Origin of the sequence: Paenibacillus sp. CCS19 (assembly GCF_033239625.1) — a bacterium.
Lineage (GTDB): Bacteria > Bacillota > Bacilli > Paenibacillales > Paenibacillaceae > Paenibacillus_T.
Genome location: NZ_BTCK01000044.1, coordinates 31,949 through 52,238 on the forward strand (window position 1 = coordinate 31,949; position 20,290 = coordinate 52,238).

A 20,290-nucleotide genomic window follows, 5' to 3' on the forward strand; every position below is an offset into this window, starting at 1 on the left:
CTTGCGACAAGACCGGACTGTTTCAAGGGTCATTCCTCCTTCGAGCCGAACAAACCCCAGCTTAGCTTGTTGGCCCCGTACATGACGATGAGCAGAAAGACGGAGATGGCTGCCGCGTAACCCATTTCGAACCGGATGAAGCCGTAGTCGTCAATGTGATTGACGATCAGATGGCCCGCATACGACGGCGTCGGATTTTGTCCCGACAGCTGCACGCCGATGGCTCCGGTCTTGAACGTCGTGACGATCGCCATGACGGCGCCGAACAACATCTGCGGCTTCATCGAAGGAATGGTCAGAAACCACAGCTCCTGCAGACTGTTGCGGATACCGTCAATTCGGCCTGCTTCGTACAGCGTCGTATCAATGTTCAGAATGCCGGCCAGCATGGCGAGGAAACCAACCCCCATGCTGGACCATAATGTAACGGCGATCATCGAGTTCATGAGCAGATCGGGGCTCGTCACCCACAACTTCGGAACATCGATAAAGCCAAGCTTTAACAGGATGCTGTTCAGATAGCCGATCCGATCGCCGGACAGCAGCGGCAGCCAGATGATCGTCATCGCAATGCCGATCGTAAGCGATGGCGTATACATCGCAAGCGCTACCCACTTGCGCAGCCCGCCGCGCAGCTTCGAGATCAGCCACGCGAGCAGGAATGCAGCGATATAGCCGCCGGGTCCGACGATAATCGCGAACTTGAACGTGTTCGGAATCGCGTATTTCAGAAACAGCAAATCTTGCGAGATCAAATATTGAAAATTGCTCCAACCGATCAACCGGGGCCGTTCTATGCCGTTGTAATAGGTGAAGCTTAACCCTACCGCCGATATGATCGGAATGACGATGAACAGCGTGAAGCAAATCAAGAACGGTGCAATAAACAGATACGAAGTTCGAAACGACCAGATTCTACTCACTTCCATCCACCCCTTCCCAAGGCCGATCTACGACAGGTATATCCAGCTTCTTCAGCGGTTTGCCGAGATTGTCTGCGAAGCCGAATTCCTGCTGTTTGCGCAGAAGCTCGCGATTGATGTCCCGCGCCGCCTGTTCGAGAGAGGACATATAGTTGGTCGTGCCAACGACGGAACGCGTCCAAGCGTTGCCAAGCTCACGATCCAAGAAGTAGCCGCCCGGAACGTTCGGTATATCCTTATACCATTTCCACTGGCCTAGGATCACTTCCGCATCCTCCTGCTTCCATGGCAGGCTGCGGAATGCTTCAACGTTCGAAGTATTCCAGCGGAAGGCAACGCCGTTCATCGCCTCCAGATCGGAACCGTACTGCTCCTGCGTATCCGTAGACAGCCACCATTGCAGAAACTTCCATGCTTCCTCTTGCTTATCCGATCGTTCGAAAATAACGCCCGTACGCTGACCGCCGCCTGCCCAGCGTGCAATCGTACCGTCCGTCTGCTTCACGCCTGGCAGCAGCGCGATGCCCCAACGTCCGTTCAGCTCCGGCGCAGCCGCTGCGAGCTGGACGTACATGTTGTAGTCCGAGATGCCGACCGGCATCGTACCGTTGCGGAAGTGCTGATAGAAGCTCGACACTTCGCGGTCGATGGCATACGTATTGAACAGATCCGTCCATTGCTTGAACGCTTTGTAGGCTGCCGGCGTATCCAGTGCAGACTTCAGACCGCCCGGCTCGTAGAAATCGACGCCGTTCTGATAGAAGTACGTCGCGAACTCCTTCGGATTAATATAGAAGTTCATGAAGTTCTGCTGCAGCGTCGGCAGCAGATCGTACACCTCATCCCACGTCTGAGGCACTTCCAACCCGAGTCGCTTGAAGATGTCCTTGCGATAATAGAGCACTTGGAACGACTGCGTCTCCGGCACTCCGTAATACCCGCCGTTATAATAGAGCGGCAGCCAGGAGCCCGGACTGAACTGAGGATACAGCTTATCGAAGCCTTCGAGCTTCGACAGATCGACCAGCGACCCTCGGATCGCGTAATTGACTGGCAAATCCTGCATCAGACCCAGCGCCACATCCGGCTGGACGCCAGCCGCGTTGGACATCGGCCGCAGCGCTGGATTCGGCAGCAGATTGACCTTCACCTCGATGCCCGTCTCCGGCGTGAACGTCTCATCTGCCAGCTGCTGCAGCTGGTCGACATAGTCACGGCCTCGCTGCACCCAGACATTCAGCTTGTTCTGATCCATATCGCGCAGACTGTCCCGCGTATCGAAGGAATAGCCGAAGTTTTGTATGCTTCCCCATACGGTAGAGAAGAGGCCTGCCGTCATCTTGGGCGGCTGGGTCGCTCCCGGAATGATGTATACTTCATCCAGCTGCAGCGACTGCTTCATCAGCGTCTCGATGAAAGTACCGAACTTCTCCCGCATCGACGAGATCTCATCCACGTTGTACGGAATTTCCTCCGGCTTGCTCAGGAGAGAACGGAGATCCTTCGCCGATGTATCCAACCCTTGGCTGATGGAATCCTTGCTGCCGTTGGCTGCAACCAGACGTTTGGATAACACGGTCATGGCGTCGGCAGCCAGCTTCATTTTGTCCGTAAGGCCCGGGAAGTCTTGCGCCATATCCCATGAACGGTTGCGGTCAAGCGTCTTCTTGCTATTGGAACCTGTCACCGTCCGCAAATCCCAGTCAATCGCATCGAGATGCGCATTCAGCCGCTCAAGATCGATTAAGGTCGATTTGACCGGAGCAAGCGTAACCGCAAGTGACAGCGTATGTTTGCCCTGTTCAAGCTTCACGAGATACGGCTGCTCATTCGCATCCTGAAGCACGGTGCCTTCCCAACTTGCCCCGTAACGGAAGCCATAAGCCTCGAACTCCTTGAACGGCACCTGGCCGTCAATTCGAACCGTTCGGAACGATGTCTTCTGCGCGATCGTATTCTGCAGCGCACGGAACCCGATCTTGTACAAGCCTGTCTTAGGCACTTCGAAAGACCATGTAATTTCCTGATTTTGTTCCAGCCACCTCAAACCGCCAACCGTGTTGTACAAAATACGGCCTGCATAACGCGGCACCGACCGATCGTTCTTATCCGAGAACAGCTTTATTGCAGGATCGTTCTTATAGTCAAAATCCTCCGCCTGCAGCGTAATGACCGCGCCATCGGCAGCCGGTACGCTGCTCTGCTGGTCGGCAACCTCCTTATAGGTCGGAATCGCCGTGGCAGGAGCCAGTGACAGGCGCTCGATGGCAACCGGCTCGTGGCCCTGCAATCGAATCGTATGCTTGCCTGAAGGTATGTACCATTTCAACGGTTCGGCATAAGCGCCGCCAGCATCGACGAATGGCTTGTCGCTCCATTCCGATACGTCCGTCGAACGCGGACGGATCTGATCGCCGTCGCTGTTCGTCAGAATGGGCCTTGCATCTTCCCATGTCCGATACAGCGCGATCGCCGATGCTTCTCGGAAGGGCCGCTTGCCATCAATCGTCACATCCCATTGGATGGCAGCCTTGCGCCCTTCCTCCTTGAGCGGCAAATAGGAAGCATGTATTTCATACAACGCGCTTTCGGTCGTCTCGAACGAATATTCCACCCAACCGGCTTTAGCCGTATTCCACACAAGCACGTTTGATTTGCCGCCGTAGCTTCCTGCATGAATCAACTGTTCATCCGATTCGTTCAAAGGGGATGCAGCTTCGATCTGAACCGAAGAAGAAGCATCCTTATAGCCTTGCTCCTGCCACTTCGCAAGAGCATCGCTGTAATAGGGCTCCTGCTCATATTCATAATTGGCGACCAAATCTTCGAACCGAACGTCCGTTGTGCTCGCGACGGTTGCATTGTCCGATCCGCTGGATCCAAGCGATAAGTACAATACCGCAGCGACGAGCGCAACGCCTAACCCGAGAAACCAATATTGTTTCTTCTTCATGACGACTTGCCAACCCCCTCCTCCAATTCAAGCGGCGATTACTCCGTCAATCGTACGCCCGTCTCATGATGGAAGAAGTGCGCCTTCGACAGATCAAGCTCGACTTTCACTTTCTCATTCTCATTGAACCAATTGTCCGGATCGACCCGGGCGATAAGCGGCTTCTCCTGTCCGATATCCAAATATAAGAACCGGTCAGCCCCCATCAGCTCATTGTCCCGATAGATGCCTGTAATGATCGTCTCTGAGAATAACCCTTCCAATTTCACATTCTCCGGTCTAATTCCAAGTATTATAGACTTATTTACTTGGTTATTAGACCGCAAAATATACTCATCCGTTTCATTCACCTTCAGCTGGAATCGGTTCGTCTGAAATTCAAGCCGTCCATCCGGTGTTTCATGGATACGTCCATCGATGAAATTGATCGGCGGCGAACCGATAAAGCCGGCTACGAATGTATTCGCCGGTTTGGAATAGATCCGTTCTGGCGTATCGCACTGTTGGATGATGCCGCCTTTCATGACGACAATGCGGTCAGCCATCGTCATCGCTTCAATCTGATCATGCGTGACATAGATGAAAGTCGTGCCGAGTTTTTTGTGAAGCTTCGTTATCTCCATACGCATCGTAACCCGCAGCTTCGCATCGAGATTGGAGAGCGGTTCGTCCATCAAGAACAGCTTCGGGTTGCGAACGATCGCTCTCCCCAATGCAACGCGCTGCCGCTGCCCGCCGGACAGATCCTTCGGTTTGCGATGAAGATACGGCTCGATCTCCAGTATGCGGCTCGCCTGATTGACTGCCAGATCGATCTCATGCTTCGGCAGCTTGCGCATGCGCAGTCCGAATGCGATATTCTCATAGACGCTTAGGTTCGGGTACAACGCGTAGTTTTGGAATACCATGGAGATGTCTCGTTCCTTCGGCGCCAGCTTGTTCACGAGCTGATCGTCGATGAATATTTCGCCTTCCGTCACATCCTCAAGGCCCGCAATCATTCGCAACGTTGTTGATTTCCCGCATCCCGACGGTCCGACGAACACGATAAACTCTTTATCCTTAATCTCTAATTGAAAATCGGATACGACCGCCTGCTTCTCCTTGCCGTATCGTTTGTATAGATGCTGTATGCGAACGCCCGCCATAATGCTCCCTCCGTTGTTCGTCCATGACAAAAGGGGATATCCGCGCTTACACCAGATATCCCCCGTTGGAACGGTAGAATGTATGCAATTCGTAATGCAATAGGATTAGTTCAACACGCTCTCGCGAGCTTGCGTTATATGTGCAAGTGCTTCGTCTGCTTTCTTCAGATCGGCTTCGCTGATTCTTACGTGCCAGCTCTTCGCCGCTTCTGTAATATGTTCCGGCTTAGATGCGCCAAGAATAGCGGACGTAATGCCCGGACGGCTGAGCACCCATGACAATGCGTACTGTGCTGTTGTAAGACCTTGCTCTTCTGCAAGCGGCTTGATCGCATCAGCGATTGTAAGTGCATTCTTCTTCAGAAGCTGCTCAAGCCGCTGTTCGCCGGCAGCTAGTCGCGAGCCTTCCGGCGGCGCCTCGCCCGCACGATATTTGCCTGACAGAATGCCACGGCCAAGCGGACTGTAGACGATAACCGCAACCTGCTCCGATTGCACGAACGGAACGATCTCCTGTTCAATCTCGCGCGAGATCAAGCTGTATTCGGGCTGAAGGCTCTCGAATCGATTCAGACCATGCAGTGCGCTAATGCCGTGCGCCTTAGCGAGCTGCCAAGCTGCGAAGTTCGAGGCGCCGATATAACGGACTTTGCCTTGACGGACCAGATCGTCCAGTGCGCGGAGCGTCTCTTCCAGCGGCGTGTGCGGATCGAAGCGGTGTACCTGATACAAATCAAGATAATCCGTTTGAAGTCTGCGCAGACTGTCCTCTACCGCTTTGAAAATATGATAGCGGCTCTGGCCGCCGTCATTCACGCCTTGGCCTACGCGGCCGTGTACTTTCGTTGCCAATACGATATCTTGACGTCTTTCCTTGAGCAGCCGGCCGAGGATGCGCTCCGACTCGCCTTCTCCGTACACATTCGCCGTATCAACAAGGTTAATGCCGTTATCCAGCGCCAAATCCAGAATCGTCGCGGACGCCTCTTCATCGATCCAACGGCCAAACGCCATCGTTCCCAAGCTTACAGACGATACCTTTAACCCTGTTCTGCCAAATTTGCGATATTCCATTGTGTAATCCTCCTAAAAGTTTATGGTGATACGACTTGAAACAATAACTAGCTTCGCAAGCCTCATTATTTGCGCAAGCCAAAATAAAGAGGCGCACAGCTATGGTTATCGCTAACCATGCCATACGCCTCCAGTTTACTAGCGAGCGATTATGGATATTGTAACTTTAATTCCAAGTATTCCTATGCGGTGTGTTAAATTTATCACACTCCGAAATGCTCGTCAACCTGCAATCGATTTCTATTTACAATTTCACAATGACATAGGCTAATGAAAAAAGCAGCCCGCTGCTAGTCGGCAGCGGGCTGCTTAGTGCTTAGGCGCGACCGCCCTCTCAGGCAGTCAGCCACTAATTGTTAGGCACGCGTGGTACTGAGGCCTCGTAACCTTAACGAAAAGTAGCCCACAGCTTCAGCAAGTGAAACGTATTGTTCGGGTCAATTTTTTGGCTCAGGATGAACGTAATAATTTGATCCTCCTGAGTCTCCGTCAAATTTTCCGACAACGCTGCAGCAGCCGACTTCACCAGCTTACGGACTTTCGCGCGGTCCTGCAGATCGTACTTATTGACGTTCGCAAGCATTGTCTTCATTCGGTCCTTGACGACCGGGTTTTTCATCTTGAATTTAACCCGCTCGACCAGATCGGGCCGAATACCGAATTTCTGATAGCTCATGGGAAACACCTCCAGCCGGCGGAACGGCAATGCGACCGCCGCATGTGGCAATCGCTTATACATATGCCGTTCGTCCCCAGAAGTTGCCACCCATAAGAAATCCTCTATCGATTCCGATAACGCGTTCAGAGCTAGGTTAGCGGTTAATCCAGCTGCTCACCTTGGAACAACGTATCCTGCAGCAATCTGCTGCGCATCGTGCCCAGCTCTGGCTTCGTCCAGAAATCGGCTTCCCCGGCCAGCGCTGCCGCATCTTCCCTTGCTTCCTCGAGCACCTCATAATCGGCTACCATATCGGCCAGCTTAAAGTCAGGCACACCGCTTTGCTTCGTCCCGAAGAAATCACCAGGTCCTCGCAGCTCCAAATCACGACGGGCAACCTCGAAGCCATCGTCGGTCTCCGTCATGACCTTCATCCGCTCGCGGCCGTTCTCCGACTTCGGATCCGCTACAAGAATACAATGCGACTGGTGTTCGCCGCGGCCAACACGGCCGCGCAGCTGGTGCAGCTGTGACAGCCCGAACCGTTCTGCGTCAATAATAACCATCACCGTAGCATTGGGTACATCGACGCCGACCTCGACGACCGTCGTCGCAACAAGCACCTGCGTCTCGTTCGCGCCGAACGCCCGCATCGCTTCATCCTTCTCGCCTGACGTCATCCGTCCATGCAGCAGCCCGACCTTCAGCTTCGGCAGCGACATCGAGATGGTCGCATGCATCTCGATTGCATTCTGCACATCAAGTTTCTCTGATTCTTCAATCAGCGGGCAGATTACATAAGCCTGACGGCCAAGCGCTACTTCCCGCTCGATAAACTCAAACACACGCTCCATTGCATTTGGCTTCGTCCAATGCGTCTTAATCGGCTTGCGTCCCTTCGGCCGTTCCTTGATCGTCGATACGTCCATATCGCCGAACGCCGTAATCGCGAGCGTGCGCGGAATCGGCGTCGCCGTCATCGTCAATACGTCCGGACTCCAGCCCTTCCGACGAAGAATACTGCGCTGGTTCACACCGAATCGGTGCTGCTCATCGGTCACAACAAGACCAAGCGAACGGAACATGACGTCGTCCTGAATGAGCGCATGCGTACCGACCGCAATATGAATAAGTCCCATTTGCAAACCTGCGATTACATCACGCCGGCGGCGGGCAGTCAGACTGCCCGTAAGCAGCGCGACCTCAATGCCAGTCCCCTCATAAAGCCGCTGCAGCGATCGTAGATGCTGTTCTGCCAAAATCTCGGTCGGCACCATGAGCGCTCCCTGATGTCCGAGCTTAGCGATCGCGTATAACGCTGTAGCCGCGACAACTGTCTTGCCGGATCCGACATCGCCCTGCAAGAGCCGGTTCATGCTGTGCTTCTGCCGCAAATCATGTGTAATCTCATTGATTACTTTCTTCTGAGCGGCAGTCAACTCGAATGGCAGTCTTGCTGCGAATTCTCGGATCGTCTCGCTTTCAATCGGAAACGCCATTCCTTCAGAGCGCGACCGCTGTAAGGAACGATAAGCCTGCAGCTTAAGCTGGAACCAGAACAGCTCCTCATACACGAGCCGCTTCCTTGCTGCCTGCCCTTCTGCTGTACCGTCGGGATGATGAATGAGCATAATAGCTTCACGAAGCGGCATAAGCCTATGCTTCGCCACAATATCCGCAGGCAAGCTCTCCTCGATCAGATCGCCGAACTGCACAAGCGCTTGTCCGATCGTCTTGCGCATCCATGCGTTCGTCAAACCGCCGCCGACCGAATAAACCGGCTGCAGCGTTCCTGTACGAGCTTTGCCGCGATCCGGAAATTCAGAGTCCGACACGGTCATCTGATGACGATGTGCCTCCCACTTGCCTGTAATCGTAATTTCGCGGCCAAGCGTCAACTGATCTTGCAGAAACGCACGATTGAACCAAACGGCCTTTACGAGAAAATGTTCAACCTCAACCAGACACGTCAGCCTAGCCTTGCCTCGGCCGAATCGCGCCAACAGCGGCACACTTCGAATAACGCCTTGGACCGTAACTTTTTCCCCATCTTTCGCTTCCGCCAAATCTCGCAGCCGGTAATCCTCGTACCGGAACGGATAGTAGTCCAGCAAATCGGCAACCGTACGGACGCCAAAGGCGTGAAGCTCGCCTTCCTTCTGCGCGCTCACGCCCTTAACTTGCCGGACCGGAATTTGATCCAGCTTCATTCCTCTCACACCCTATGCATAAAAAGACCTACTGTACCTGGACCGGCATGCGTGCCGATAACAGGGCCAAGCTCGTAATACGTCGTGCCTTGTACGTTAAAATGCGACTTCAGCAGCTCATTCATCTCATGTGCGCCTTCGATACGCTGCGCATATGCGAACGTAACGGTAACCGGCTCTTGGCTGTTGAATTTCTGCCCAAGCAGATCCACGATGCGAAGCATCGCTTTCTTCTGCCCGCGTACTTTATCGATGGAGGATACGACGCCATCCTCATCGAGCGTCAAGATCGGCTTGATATTAAGCAGGGAGCCGATGACCGCCGAAGCTTTGCCGATTCGGCCGCCCTTCTGCAAATATTCAAGCGTATCCACTAGGAAATAAATCGTCGTATCGCTGCGAAGCTGCTCAAGCACTGTGATAATCTGTTCCTTGGAGCTTCCTGCTGCAGCCATCTCTGCTGCTTTGAGAACGAGCACGCCGATGCCGATCGAAGCGGACTTGGAATCAAACACCGTAATGTGCGATTCGCCGTTCTCTATCTCCACCATTGTGCTGCCGATAACAGCCGATTGGTAGGTTCCGCTTAGCGCAGCGGCTAGATGAATCGATATAATATGGGCATCCGGCGTTTCCGTCAGAATACGCTCGTATAATTCCTTGAAAGCAATTGTCGACGGCTGGGACGACTTCGGGAGTTGATCGGAAGCCGCCAGCTTCTTATAGAATTGGTCGGTCTCAATCGTTACGGCATCCAGATAGGACTCATCGCCAAATGAAAGCTGAAGCGGCACCATCTCGATCCCAAATTGTTTACGTATATCAGCTGGCAAGTCCGCCGTACTGTCCGTCACGATTCGAATCGTTGTCATATGCGCCTCCTCCTTCTTCCTCTGATTAGTAGTGTTCTTTAACCATTAGATTCGCAGTTATTCAACCGCGAACACGTAAGGATACAGCGGCTGACCGCCCTCGAGCACTTCAACCTCAACATCTGGATGTTCCGCATTCAGCCACTGCTTCAGTTGACTCGTAACACCTTCGTCTGCATCCTCGCCAGTCAGCACTGTAATCAGATCGCCGCCATCCTCGAGCATTCCGCTAAGGAGCGTGCGGCAAGCATCGCTAAGGTCTGACGTCGATACAACGATTGCTTTCTCTTGAATGCCGATAAAATCTCCTTCACGGATCGCGATGCCATCGATCGACGTATCGCGGACCGCTTGCGTAACTTGACCCGAACGAACCGATTCCGACGCGCGTTTCATGAGCTCGCTGTTCCGTTCGATCGATTCATCGTCTCGGAACGCGAGCGCTGCAGCGAGACCTTGCGGTACGGTACGCGTCGTAATGACAGACACGCTGCGTCCTGCCAACTCCGCAGCCTGCTCAGCTGCGAGAATAATGTTGCCGTTGTTAGGCAGCAGGAAGATATGCTCTGCCGGAAGCGCCTCGATTGCCTTAACGAAATCTTCCGTGCTCGGATTCATCGTCTGCCCGCCCGACAGCACGATGTCGACATTGTTATCGAGCAGAATTTCGGCGATGCCTTCGCCCATTGCGACTGCAATAATACCGAATGGCGCAAACTCATGCACCTGCTCGGGCGAAGTCGTCTGCGGAGCCGCTCCGCCAGTCAAAACTTCCGCAGCGGCGAGCGCTTCCCGATCAGGCAGGATGTCTGATTCCGCATGGCCTTCTTCTACCAGCAAGTCGCGATGCTGTTCCCGCATATTCAATATGTGAATATCGATTAGCTCGCCATAAGGCAGTGCCAGATTCAGCACATCGCCAGGCTTGCGCGAGTGGACATGAACCTTAATGATGTCGTCGCTCTCGATAACGAGAATCGAATCGCCATCCTTCGCAAGCGCGTCCTTGAAACGCTGCTCGTTGAACACCGGTGCAGATTTCGCTGCCTTATTACGATCGATAAAAAATTCCATGTCATACAAGAACTCAATGTCTTCCGTCGACAGACGCGATTGAGCGGAATGACCCACAGCTGGACGGTTAGCTGCTGCATGACGAAGACGATCGGCCATCCCGACATCCTCCGGCAATGCTGCTTCCGTCACGAAAGTTGTCTCAGATGCTTCATGCTGCGGCGCATCCAATGTGGACAATACGCGCGCGAAGCCTTCGTATATATAAACAAGTCCTTGACCGCCGGAATCGACAACGCCGACCTGCTTCAGTACTGGCAGTTGTTCCGGCGTACGCTGCAGCGCCTCGTTTGCTTTCTCATAAACCTCACGCATAAGCTCGTCCGCAGCACCGGTTCGACGAGAAATCGTAACGGCATGCTTCGCTGCTTCGCGAGCAACCGTCAGAATGGTACCCTCTACCGGTTTCACGACCGCTTTGTAGGCCATATCAACGCCATATTGAAGCGCAGCAGCCAATTGTACCGGGCCGGCTTCCTCCAGCGCAGCGAGCGATTTGGCGAACCCTCGGAACAGCTGTGACAGGATTACGCCGGAGTTCCCCCGTGCGCCCATCAGCAAGCCTTTGGATAATGCTTCGACAACCTTCCCGAGATGCGGCGAGGTTTTACCCTGCAGCTCCTTCATCCCCGATGTCATCGTCAAATTCATATTCGTTCCTGTATCGCCATCCGGTACAGGAAACACATTCAACGCGTTCACGCGCTCTGCGTTGCGATTCAATAGATCCGCCCCGGCTGCTGCCATTCGGGCAAAATCGTTACCATTAATCGTGCGCTTGCTCAACGACTATTCCCCTTCCTAACTACTTAAGTACCCGCACGCCTTGCACAAATATTTGTACTTGATCAACCTCAAGTCCGATCACATCATTGAGCACATATTTGACCTTCGTTTGAATATTATGCGCAACCTCGGATATTTTGGTTCCATAGCTCACGATTATATGCAAGTCGATGTGCAGTCGATCCTGCTCGTGCCGCACTTCGACGCCGCGGGACAAATTGTCCCTGCCCAGCAATTCGGATATTCCATCCTTCAATTGTTTGCGGGACGCCATGCCGACAAGACCGTAGCATTCCAATGCCGCAGACCCTGCAATAACGGCAACGCATTCATCAGTAATCAACACTTTTCCAAGTTCAGTGCTCAGCTGCAGTGGCATGGAAACTCGCTCCTTTTCCTCATGTATCTCTATTGTGGACTTTTCAACATTGTACTATAAAGAATACAGATATAGAAGCGTATGCCACTTCGACTTTCAAGAAGATGTAAACGCATCCAAACCTAGACAGACTTCTGCCCTGGTTCGATCCGTACTGCAACTGTGTGCAAACATAGCTTCATTGACCGTAAATAACGAAATGAACAACTATACGATACAGTGTTAACGACATTCTACAATGTTTTTCGACATTCGGCTAGTTCAAATGCGTTAGAATCGCTTTATTTCGCTCGTTTTCTTAAGAATGATGGTTTATTCGGCTTGTAATCCGATACCATCGCCCCCTCAGGACTAGACAAGGAAAAGGAAATTGTGATACGATACTTGGGTATGTTTATATGCCGCTTCTTATGGGAAGCCGCAGTATTCGATGACGTATAACAAGCGACATTCAGCGGACGCTTTTCATGCTATTCTGCTCTGCCTCATGTAGGCGGATGCTTGCGAATCTGTATGCTCCGCTTCAATTAAGGAGGTGTATCCATGTCTCGCAAATGTGCAATCACTGGCAAATCGCCAAGCACGGGCAACCACGTATCCCATGCTAACAACAAAAACCGCCGCTCTTGGGGCGTAAACGTACAAAAAGTGCGCATCCTGGTCGACGGTAAACCGAAACGCGTATGGGTAAGCGCTCGCGCGCTGAAATCCGGCAAAGTAACTCGCGTATAATAGCCTGCGACACTCGCAGCAACGAAAGACCGCGTCCTACGGATGCGGTCTTTTTGTATTGTATATTTAATTTTTTACGCTAGTAAGTTGTTATGCTCACTCGAATGCAGCGAATTTCAAATCACTTTTTTCAAGAGCCCATATATACCCATGTCTACGACATACTATCACGCACATAAGTAAGCTCTGCCCATCGGGCAGGCGTTTCCCAGCATATAAGTACGCGAGCGCGTCCCTGCCTCTCCCACGTTTCCCCTCCGGGGTCCAGGGGTTGGAAACCCATGGGTTCCTCCCTTGCAGGAGGATTCAGGTGGGTAGAAATCTTAGATGCAGCATGCGGCGTTAGAGGGCATGTTCCTGGCGTGCGCATTGCATTGGAACACCCCTCGTGTACCGTTCCACGATCGTACTATCGCCGAGTCGGCCGCATTAGTTTTTTTGGAACGTATTCAAGATGGCCTTGACGAATCCGCCAAGAAATTTCGGCAGCTTGATCGTGTAAAATTTCATGCTCCATCCCTCCTCAAAACGCGCTCATCGAAATGTGGTACTGACTGCCTACATGAATGCTGCACGAAGCTTGCAAACTCCAGTTCACCTCAAGAGTCTACGTTCATGTAACCATCCTATGCATGATCTAGTCGTCCTATTCCAGAGCGGACATGAGGCTAGGTATTCGCCGGCAGCGGGTTATCCCGAGCGAACTGAACAAAAGCAATAATAATCGTGAGCAGCAAATACCATACGATCGACAAGCTGACAAACCAGATCCGCGGTCCTACTCGATCCAGCTTACCGAACATTTTGATCCCGACAAGAAGCGCCAGAAGCGAAAATAAATATTTGATCGGACCTGGAATCGTAGCGAACATGCTCAGACATAGGCCGCATACAAAACTAAACACAATAACGATAAGGACAGTCCGCGGTTTGCGTTCTTCATCAAGATCGACATCGATGACAGGTTTCACGCGTTTGCTCATCTGCGATTACCTCAGCGATGCGACAGCCGCCGCACGATCTGGCGAGCCGTATACATAGTTGCCTGCGACTAACACGTTCGCGCCTGCCTCACGTACGATAGAAGCCGTCTCCGCATTAATGCCGCCGTCCACCTGTACATGCATATTGTGCAGTCCTCGTTCCTGCAGCATGCCGCGCAGCTGACGAAGCCGCGCTGCCGATTGCGGAATGAACGATTGTCCGCCGAAGCCCGGATTAACGGTCATCAGCAGAACAAGATCCACATCCTCCAGCACCGGCTCAACGGCCGATACCGGCGTCCCTGGATTGATCGCTACGCCTGCAGGCACGCCAAGCTCCTTGATCAAGTGAATCACACGATGCAGGTGAACGCATGCCTCGGCATGTACCGTAATCCGGTCTGCGCCAGCCTTCACGAAAGCAGGAATGTACAGCTCCGGCTTCTCGATCATAAGATGGACGTCGAATGGCAGCTTCGTATAGGAACGAATCGACTCGACCACGATCGGACCGAACGTAATATTCGGAACGAAATGTCCATCCATAATATCAATGTGAATCCAATCCCCGCCAGCTTGCTCGGCTGACCGAACGTCCTCCCCCAGCTTAGCAAAATCAGCCGATAAAATCGACGGTGCAATAATCGTCATACGTTAGTACCTCCGCTTTTTCTCTTTCATCTCATCCATGAACGTTATATAGTGAGCGTGCCGCCCTGCATCAATCGTACCTGCTGCCAGCCCTTCAAGAACGGCGCAGCCCGGTTCATGCACATGCGTGCAGCCTCTGAACTTGCAAGATGGCGACAGCTCTCGCATCTCGCGGAAACAATAGCCTAAGTCCTCGACTCCAAGCTCTTGGAAGTCAAGCTGGCTGAAACCTGGCGTATCGGCCACGTAACCGTTGTTCCCAATGTCAATGAGCTCCACATGTCTCGTCGTATGCTTGCCTCGTCCAAGCCGATCGCTGATCGCATTCGTCTCAAGCGTTAAACCAGGCACGAGCGCGTTCAGCATGGAGGACTTGCCGACCCCTGATTGCCCGGCGAAAACCGATAAGCGTCCGTTCAGCCTCTCCCGCAGATGGTCAAAGCCTTGCGAACGGCTTGCGCTCGTCTCGAATATCTCATAGCCGAGAGGTCCATAAACCTTCTTAACACGTTGGAGCGCTTCGCGTGCCGAATCGCCATCTTTGCCTTCTGCAGCGGTTAGATCACTCTTGCTTAAGCAAATGACGGTATCAAGACCCGCATGTTCAATATGGACAAGGAACTTGTCCAACAGCTGGAAGCTTAGCTCTGGCTCTGTAACCGAAAAAACGAGTACCGCAAGCTCGATATTCGCAACCGGCGGACGAATGAGTTCCGTGTCGCGCGGCAATATTTCCTCGACGGTGCCTTCGCCGTTATCCGTCAGTGAATAGTGAACGCGGTCTCCGACGAGCGGCGACACGCCGCGTTTCTTGAATACACCTCGCGCACGGCATTGTACAGGTTCAGCCTGCACATCGGCAGGCTGAACGTAGTAGTAGCCGGCAAGCGCTTTGACAATCGTGCCTTGCAGCTCTTTATTAATGGTCATTTGGTTGGGTTTCCTCGTTGCCGTCATTAGACGGTCCGTTGTCTGTTGTTTGCGGATCATTGGTCGAAGCGGTCGCGTCATCTGAACCAGCCGTACCTGTCGCAGGCTCCGAAGGCTGTTGATCCGTCGGCTGCTGCCCTTGACCTGGTATCGTCTGATCGGCAGGCGCTTGTTCGTCCTCGTAAGTGACAGTGAACGTATTGACGAACTGATTGTCGCGAATAACGGTCACCGTTGCATCCTTGTTCGGAGCTACGATTACTTTGACTGTGAAGCGCTGCGTATCTTTAATTTTGCGAGTTCCCCATTCTTTATTCTCACCGGAAGCATCAGAGTACGTAATCTTGATTTCACTCGTAGTGCCTGCCTGCGCCGGCGAGATCTGCAGATTGAGCTTCTTCTCGATCGCGTCCTTCGGCAATCCGGAGCTTACCGTAATCGATACCTCGGCTCCCTTGCCGACTTCTTCGCCTTCCTGATAAGGGAATTGAGCGATAACGGTGCCTTCGGGCTCATAACTGGCTTCCCGTACGATGTTCGCTTCCTTCAGAACAAGTCCGAGCTGGCTGAGCAATACTTTCGCTTCCGCTTCTTTCTTCGTTACGAGCTTCGGCATGACAACCGTTTCCTGACCCTTACTTACTGTAAAATGCACCGTTTCCGTCTTCGGATCGAACTGCGCGTTCGCTTCAGGCGTCTGCGACAGAATCGTGCCAGGTTCTTGATCGCTAAATTCCTGTGTGGTCGTGATTCGAATATCGTCGACGCCTAACGCGGCCAAGTCTTCCTTCGCATTCGCGATCGGCTGGCCAACGTAACTAGTCATCGTCGAGAGCTCGCTGCCCAAGCTGACGTACAGCTTGATGGACGCGCCCTTCTTGACCTTCAGCTTCGCTTTGGATTGATTATACACATAACCTTCGGCGACTTCGTCCGAATATTCGCGCTCGATCGGATCCTCAACTACGAGTCCTGCCTCTTCAAGCATCTTAATCGCATCTGCTTCGGTCTCATTAATAACATACGGGACAGTGACCTCAGGCACATCCAAGCTGTTCGTAACTGCTCGGACCGCAAAATACAGCCCCGCAATAATGACCAGCGTTGCAATGACCACCGTCACCGGACGCTTCCACCATGCCTTGCGCTTCTTATCGTCTTCCCACTCCACCGGTCCGGTGCCGTTGATCGAAGCTGCCGCAGCCGTCCGATCTTGTGAAGCTGCAGGACGAATATCCGCTTGGCGGCCCGCCGCAGAGGTTGGCCGGATAGCCGGCATGACGCGCGTCTCGTCAAGATCGTCCGCAATAGCCGTGAATACCGCCTTCGGCTCATGCAGACGTTCTGGGAGCAAGCTTGTTTCCAAGTCGCGCAGCATATCGCTGGCCGATGCATACCGCTCGGCCGGATTTTTACGCATCGCTCGCAGAATAACGTTCTCAACGCTTTGTGGAATGAGTGAATTGATTACACGCGGCTCCACGAACGTCTCTTGCAGATGCTTCAGCGCAACGCTGATCGGGCTTTCGCCATGGAATGGCAGCTTGCCGGTCAACATTTGGTACAGCACGATACCGAGTGAATACAGATCGGATTTCTCCCCCGTGCTTGTCCCTTTCGCATGCTCCGGCGAGAAATAATGCACGGAGCCGACAACCGAACCTGTCTGCGTGATGGTCGATGCAGTGACGGCGCGTGCGATGCCGAAGTCGGTCACCTTCACTCTGCCGTTTTTGCCGATTAGTATATTATGAGGTTTAATATCGCGATGAATGATTTGGTTCTGATGCGCGCTGACAAGCGCATCGCAGATTTGTGCAGCAATATGTACCGCTTCCTCGGGCTGCAAGGGAGCGCGTTCATGTATGATTTCATTCAAGTTGCTGCCTTCTACATATTCCATAACGATGAAGTGAACATCGTCTTCCTGTCCGACGTCATAGATGCTGACAACATTCGGATGGGAGAGCGATGCTGCAGATTGTGCTTCTCGGCGGAAACGACGAATAAATTCCTCGTCATGCACGAATTGTTGACGAAGCACTTTCACTGCAACTTTCCGGTTGAGCAGCACGTCATGGGCTTTATACACAAGCGCCATGCCGCCGCCGCCGATCCGCGAAATAATTTCGTAACGTCCTCCAAGCTCATGTCCGATCATTGTCCGCCACCTCCCTCGATTCTGTTGGCGTCACCTTGCAAGAGTACGACGGTAATATTGTCATCGCCGCCTGCATGCAGCGCCAGCGAAACGAGACGTTCCGCCTTTCCGTCAAGATCCAAGTTTTCTGTTAACAGCGTCTCCAACATTTGTTCAGGTCTGACCATATCGGTTAACCCATCGCTGCACAGCAAGAGAATGTCTGATGGCGACCAAGTATGGAACGACACATCAGCACTTACCTCAGGGTCTGTGCCGACGGCACGCATGATAACGTTGCGCCGAGGATGCACAGCCGCCTCCTCGACGGTAATCTGCCCGGACTTAACGAGTTCATTCACGAGTGTATGATCGTCTGTAAGCTGTACGAGTCCATCACTGTTAGCCTTGTAGACACGGCTGTCGCCAACATGGGCGATAACCGCTCTCTCGCCTTCAATTAGAGCAATAATAACGGTCGTTCCCATATTGCTGTACTGCTCGTTGCTGGAAGCCGTTGTATACACAACATCATTCGCCTGCTTCACAGCCGATTGCAGCAGCGCCTCGATTTCCTCGTTCGTCAGACCGGCAGCAACGCTGCTGATCGATGCTTGAAGGGAATCGACGGTCATCCGACTGGCTACTTCCCCCGCAAGATGGCCGCCCATTCCGTCTGCTACAACAGCGGCTACAATGCCGGAACTCAGATGTTGGGCCCAAAGACTGTCCTCGTTCACTTGTCGGACGCGTCCGATATCCGTCCGGTTAGCAATAATCAATCCGGATCACCTCGCAGTGGATTCCATATGCTTCGCCCGCAGCTGGCCGCATGCAGCCGCGATATCGTGGCCCTGCTCCCTGCGGATCGTCGCATTAATTTTGTTCCTTTCGAGAATGCGCTGGAATTCAAAAATATCGTCTCGCGGCGTGCGCACGTAATTGCGTTCAGGCACGTGGTTAACCGGAATCAAGTTGACGTGGCACAACATGCCCTGCAGCACTTGTGCAAGCTCTTCAGCATGCTCGGGACGATCGTTGACGCCGCCGATCAATGCATATTCAAACGTAATGCGGCGTCCAGTCTTCGCAATATAGTAGCGAAGCGACTCCATCACATCGTTGAACGGGAATCGGCGGTTAACCGGCATCAGCTTCGAACGAAGCGCGTCATTCGGCGCATGAATCGAAATCGCCAGGTTAATTTGCGTGTTCTCATCCGCGAAGCGATAAATATTCGGCACAATGCCACTCGTCGAGACGGTGATGTGGCGTTGACCAATGTTGAGCCCCTTCTCATGAATCATAATACGCAGGAAATTCATCGTTGCGTCATAATTCTCGAATGGCTCGCCTATTCCCATAATAACAATACTCGATATACGTTCATTAGTTGCATCAAGCAGCTGCTGCGCCCAAACAACCTGTGCGACAATCTCACCCGCTGTCAGGTCCCGCTTCAGGCCGCCAAGCGTCGAGGCACAGAACGTACAGCCGACTCGGCAGCCGACCTGCGTCGTAACGCAAATGCTGTTGCCGTAGTTATGCCGCATAACAACGGTCTCGATAGCGTGATTGTCATGGAGATTGAACAGAAATTTGACTGTTCCATCCTTCGACTCGAACTTCGTAATTTCGGTAAGCGTAACGAAACCAAAATGCGATTCGAGCTTGTCGCGCAGCGACTTCGGCAGGTTCGACATCTCCTCGAAGCTCCGTACGCGTTTGACATACAACCAGTCAAACAATTGTCCAGCACGAAAGGCTGGTTCGCCGTTGTCCTTCATCCATTGCTGCAGCTCTTCGAGCGTATAGTCATATATGGCAGGCTTTTCCGGCGGAATAATATTCTTTGCCATTATCGTTATCACACCTACGTCTAAAATAAGGCGGACGCGTTAACTACGCATCCGCTGATGATTTATTCTACCACAAACGACCATCGCAGACCACAAAGGCCGAATCAGGCCCGTCTGCGAAGCGTTGCTATATAGAAACCGTCGCTTCCAACATGGCTTGGCAGCAGCTGAACATCGCCGCGGAAGTCCGCCGCAACAGCGCCTGCTTCTCGCAGTGATGCAAGCAGCTCGTCCGGCCAATTCGCATCAAGCTCATAGTCCGGATGCTGCTGCAGGAAACGATCGATCTGCCTCTCGTTCTCATCGCGTTCGATCGTACACGTACTGTAAACGAGACGTCCGCCAGGCTTCACAAGACTTGCAACCGAATCGATCAACTGATGCTGTATCGAAGCAATCGCCGCAATATCATCCTCTGACTTCGTCCATTTGATCTCCGGCTTGCGTGCAACGACACCCAGACCCGAGCATGGCGCATCCAGCAGTACGAGATCGAAGCTCGCTGGCGCGAATCGGCTGCCTAGCTCGGCCGCATCGCCTGTTACGGCTTCGATGCAGCTGAGTCCAAGCCGCTGCGCTTGTTGTTCAATAAGCGCCCGCTTGTGCGGGTGCAGGTCATTGGCAATGACCTTGCCAACGTTACGCATCAGTTCAGCCAGATGCGTGGATTTGCCGCCCGGTGCCGCACAGCAGTCGAGCACCGTCATGCCAGCCGCAGGTTGTGCCGCTTGAGCGACGAGCATCGAGCTCTCATCCTGCACCGACCAGCGGCCATCGCGGAAGCCGATCGTATCGGCGAGGCTTCCGCCTCTGCGGGCGACGACGCCGTAAGGCGACAGCGTCGAAGCTTCCGCCTCGATGCCAGCGTCAGCGAGCATCGCGATCGCATTCTCGCGCGTCCCGCGAAGCGGATTGACG

At 53.1% G+C, this 20,290-nt stretch carries 18 protein-coding genes; 1 reads left to right on the forward strand and 17 read right to left on the reverse strand.

Annotated elements, in window-relative coordinates; translation table 11 throughout:
- Positions 1-29: 29 nt before the first annotated feature.
- The 9 genes from SBI19_RS23675 to SBI19_RS23715 form a co-directional block, all read right to left on the reverse strand.
- On the reverse strand, positions 30-929 hold the full coding sequence (locus tag SBI19_RS23675; protein ID WP_317971992.1) for a carbohydrate ABC transporter permease: 900 nt from the start codon (positions 927-929) through the stop codon (positions 30-32).
- Entirely contained in the window at positions 916-3,876 is a 2,961-nt protein-coding gene (locus tag SBI19_RS23680) for an extracellular solute-binding protein (RefSeq protein ID WP_317971993.1), read from the reverse strand. The genes SBI19_RS23675 and SBI19_RS23680 overlap by 14 nt, the downstream gene beginning before the upstream one ends.
- 38 nt (positions 3,877-3,914) lie before the next feature.
- Positions 3,915-5,024 (reverse strand): ABC transporter ATP-binding protein, encoded by a 1,110-nt coding sequence (locus tag SBI19_RS23685; protein ID WP_317971994.1) that lies wholly within the window; start codon positions 5,022-5,024, stop codon positions 3,915-3,917.
- 105 nt (positions 5,025-5,129) lie between these two features.
- Positions 5,130-6,098 carry an aldo/keto reductase gene (locus tag SBI19_RS23690; RefSeq protein ID WP_317971995.1) on the reverse strand — a complete coding sequence of 323 codons (969 nt, stop codon included), beginning with the start codon at positions 6,096-6,098 and terminating at the stop codon, positions 5,130-5,132.
- Between the two features lie 388 nt (positions 6,099-6,486).
- Positions 6,487-6,774, reverse strand: coding sequence for a stage VI sporulation protein F (locus SBI19_RS23695; protein ID WP_317971996.1), 288 nt, complete (start codon positions 6,772-6,774; stop codon positions 6,487-6,489).
- Between the two features lie 143 nt (positions 6,775-6,917).
- On the reverse strand, positions 6,918-8,966 hold the full coding sequence (recG, locus tag SBI19_RS23700; protein WP_317971997.1) for an ATP-dependent DNA helicase RecG: 2,049 nt from the start codon (positions 8,964-8,966) through the stop codon (positions 6,918-6,920).
- Between the two features lie 5 nt (positions 8,967-8,971).
- The gene (locus tag SBI19_RS23705; RefSeq protein WP_317971998.1) at positions 8,972-9,838 is read right to left on the reverse strand and encodes a DegV family protein; all 867 of its coding nucleotides are present in this window, start codon (positions 9,836-9,838) and stop codon (positions 8,972-8,974) included.
- Positions 9,839-9,895: 57 nt separating this feature from the next.
- Complete coding sequence (locus SBI19_RS23710; RefSeq protein WP_317972009.1) at positions 9,896-11,659, reverse strand: DAK2 domain-containing protein; 1,764 nt, start codon at positions 11,657-11,659, stop codon at positions 9,896-9,898.
- A 58-nt stretch (positions 11,660-11,717) separates the two neighbouring features.
- Positions 11,718-12,077, reverse strand: a complete 360-nt coding sequence (locus SBI19_RS23715; RefSeq protein ID WP_191202380.1) for an Asp23/Gls24 family envelope stress response protein — start codon at positions 12,075-12,077, stop codon at positions 11,718-11,720.
- A 543-nt stretch (positions 12,078-12,620) separates the two neighbouring features.
- On the opposite strand from SBI19_RS23715, the gene rpmB reads away from it, so the two are divergent.
- Positions 12,621-12,809, forward strand: a complete 189-nt coding sequence (gene rpmB / locus SBI19_RS23720) for a 50S ribosomal protein L28 (protein ID WP_110042919.1) — start codon at positions 12,621-12,623, stop codon at positions 12,807-12,809.
- A 429-nt stretch (positions 12,810-13,238) separates the two neighbouring features.
- Here rpmB and spoVM read toward each other — a convergent pair whose 3' ends face one another.
- From spoVM to rsmB, 8 genes are all read right to left on the reverse strand, one after another.
- The gene (gene spoVM / locus SBI19_RS23725; protein WP_010345573.1) at positions 13,239-13,319 is read right to left on the reverse strand and encodes a stage V sporulation protein SpoVM; all 81 of its coding nucleotides are present in this window, start codon (positions 13,317-13,319) and stop codon (positions 13,239-13,241) included.
- A 158-nt stretch (positions 13,320-13,477) separates the two neighbouring features.
- Positions 13,478-13,792: a hypothetical protein gene (locus SBI19_RS23730; RefSeq protein WP_317971999.1), complete on the reverse strand. Its 315-nt coding sequence runs from the start codon at positions 13,790-13,792 to the stop codon at positions 13,478-13,480.
- Between the two features lie 6 nt (positions 13,793-13,798).
- On the reverse strand, positions 13,799-14,443 hold the full coding sequence (gene rpe, locus SBI19_RS23735) for a ribulose-phosphate 3-epimerase (protein ID WP_317972000.1): 645 nt from the start codon (positions 14,441-14,443) through the stop codon (positions 13,799-13,801).
- Positions 14,444-14,446: 3 nt separating this feature from the next.
- Complete coding sequence (rsgA, locus tag SBI19_RS23740) at positions 14,447-15,373, reverse strand: ribosome small subunit-dependent GTPase A (RefSeq protein WP_317972001.1); 927 nt, start codon at positions 15,371-15,373, stop codon at positions 14,447-14,449.
- Positions 15,363-17,534 (reverse strand): Stk1 family PASTA domain-containing Ser/Thr kinase, encoded by a 2,172-nt coding sequence (gene pknB, locus SBI19_RS23745; RefSeq protein WP_317972002.1) that lies wholly within the window; start codon positions 17,532-17,534, stop codon positions 15,363-15,365. Before pknB ends, rsgA begins: the two co-directional genes overlap by 11 nt.
- Positions 17,531-18,295 (reverse strand): Stp1/IreP family PP2C-type Ser/Thr phosphatase, encoded by a 765-nt coding sequence (locus tag SBI19_RS23750; RefSeq protein ID WP_317972003.1) that lies wholly within the window; start codon positions 18,293-18,295, stop codon positions 17,531-17,533. The genes pknB and SBI19_RS23750 overlap by 4 nt, the downstream gene beginning before the upstream one ends.
- A 6-nt stretch (positions 18,296-18,301) precedes the next feature.
- Entirely contained in the window at positions 18,302-19,372 is a 1,071-nt protein-coding gene (gene rlmN, locus SBI19_RS23755; protein ID WP_317972004.1) for a dual-specificity RNA methyltransferase RlmN, read from the reverse strand.
- A gap of 104 nt (positions 19,373-19,476) precedes the next feature.
- On the reverse strand, positions 19,477-20,290 hold an 814-nt coding region (gene rsmB, locus SBI19_RS23760; RefSeq protein ID WP_317972005.1), incomplete at its 5' end, for a 16S rRNA (cytosine(967)-C(5))-methyltransferase RsmB.